Origin of the sequence: Novosphingobium sp. 1529 (genome assembly GCF_040544855.1) — a bacterium.
In the GTDB taxonomy this organism is placed as follows: Bacteria; Pseudomonadota; Alphaproteobacteria; order Sphingomonadales; family Sphingomonadaceae; genus Novosphingobium; species Novosphingobium capsulatum.
In genome coordinates, this window is sequence record NZ_JBEPKW010000036.1 from 1 (window position 1) to 1,837 (window position 1,837).

The following is a 1,837-nucleotide window of genomic DNA, read 5'->3' on the forward strand; positions in this document are numbered from 1 at the left end:
GTCGAAGGGTTTCGGGCGCCGGCAGGCGTACGAAAGTCTTACAAGTACGACCCGCGGTGAGGCTCGCCTTGGTCTATGGGTAAAAGGGCTTTGGTGTGGCTTGGTTGGGCTGAAGCAAGCTTACCGCCCAGCTTTTGTTGGGCGCAATAGCATGGAAGTCAGATGGCCATTTCTCTCGAAGCGCCGCTGATCCTGCTGGCCATGAGCCCAATTTTGACTGTGCTGGCGGCGTCGACACGCCTATCCCCATGGGCCGGGGCGCAGAGATCACGACCATCGTGCAGAGTGAGCCATGCCGGATCATGGCGTGTGTCTCCGGGCGGGCGGCGCTGGCTGCGGCGGAGCGCGGGGTTGGCACCAACGGGCGAAGGTCTCGATGATGGTCATGTGCCCGCCGCAGCATGGGCATGGCAGACGATGATCGGGCGGTTCATCGGGTTCGGGCTCCTCGATCGGCGCGGCAACGCCTAGCAGCCTGCGGGCGAGCGCCATGGCCTCCTTGTGCGTTGAACTGGCGAGCAGGCCGTAATGCCGGATGCGGTGGAAGCCGCGTGGCAGGACGTGGATCAGAAAGCGGCGGATGAACTCGTCGGTCGCCAGCGTCATGACATGCTGGCGTTCGGCGCCATCGCGGCGATAATCTTTGCACCGGAACGTCACGCCGGTCTCGTCGAAGCCGATGAGGCGCCGGTTCGAGATCGCGACGCGGTGGGTGTAGCGCGAGAGATAGGCCAGCACCGCCTGTGGCCCGGCAAAGGGTGGCTTGGCATAGACCACCCAGCGCTTTTTCCGGATGGGCGACAGATGCCGCAGGAAGGCCTTGCGCGCGGCCAGACCCACCAAGGTGCCGAAGAAGCCGAGCCTTCCCGCATCGAACAACGCCAAGAGGCGCGTGAGGAACAGCCGGCGGAACAAGGCCCCCAGAACGCGCACCGGCAGCAGGAATGCGGGGCGCGACGAGATCCACCGCGTACCGTCCAGCGCAATGCCGCCGCCTGGTACGATCATGTGCACATGCGGGTGGTGGGTCAGTGCCGAGCCCCATGTGTGCAGCACGGCGGTGATGCCGACGCGTGCGCCCAGGTGCTTGGGATCGGCCGCGATGGTCAGCATCGTGTCCGCGGCGGCGCGGAACAGCAAGTCATAGACCACCGCCTTGTTCTGCCAGGCGATGTCGGCGATCTCGGCAGGCACGGTGAACACGACGTGGAAGTAGCCCACCGGCAACAGATCGGCCTCACGCGCGGCCAGCCAGGTGCGCGCGGCGGCGCCCTGGCACTTGGGACAGTGCCGGTTGCGGCAGGAGTTGTAGGCGATCCGCCAGTGCCCGCAGTCGTCGCAGGCCTCGACGTGACCGCCCAGCGCGGCGGTGCGGCAATTCTCGATGGCCGTCATGACCTTGAGCTGGCCTAAGCTCAGATGCCCGGCATGGGCCGCCCGATAGGCGGGCCCGGCGCTACGGAAGATATCGGCGACCTCGAGCGAGGTGCGCACCGGCTCAGCCGGGAGGAGCCACCTGCGGCTCGAGCAGCGTCGTCAACTTGTCCAGCGGACTGATGACCGCGCGCACCGTTCGGGTTGCGACCGTGGTGTAGAAAGCGGTGGTCTCGAGGTTCGCATGCCCGAGCAGCGCCTGAATGATCCGAATATCGACGCCGTCTTCTAGCAGATGGGTCGCGAAGCTGTGGCGCAGGGTATGTGGGCCGACCCGTTTTTTGATGCCCGCAGCCTCGGCAGCATCGACAACGATCCGATGGAGCTGCCTGGTACTAAGCGGCTTGAGATAGTGCATGCCCGGGAACAGCCAGCCATCGGCGTGCATGACGCCTTGCTTGCG

The 1,837-nt window shown here is 65.6% G+C and carries 2 protein-coding genes; both read right to left on the reverse strand.

From position 1 onward, the window contains the following. Positions 1-300: 300 nt before the first annotated feature. Complete coding sequence (locus ABIC78_RS21490) at positions 301-1,494, reverse strand: IS91 family transposase (protein ID WP_354491968.1); 1,194 nt, start codon at positions 1,492-1,494, stop codon at positions 301-303. 4 nt (positions 1,495-1,498) lie between these two features. Further along, positions 1,499-1,837 (reverse strand): tyrosine-type recombinase/integrase (locus ABIC78_RS21495; RefSeq protein ID WP_354491970.1); only part of this gene is annotated, 339 nt, incomplete at its 5' end.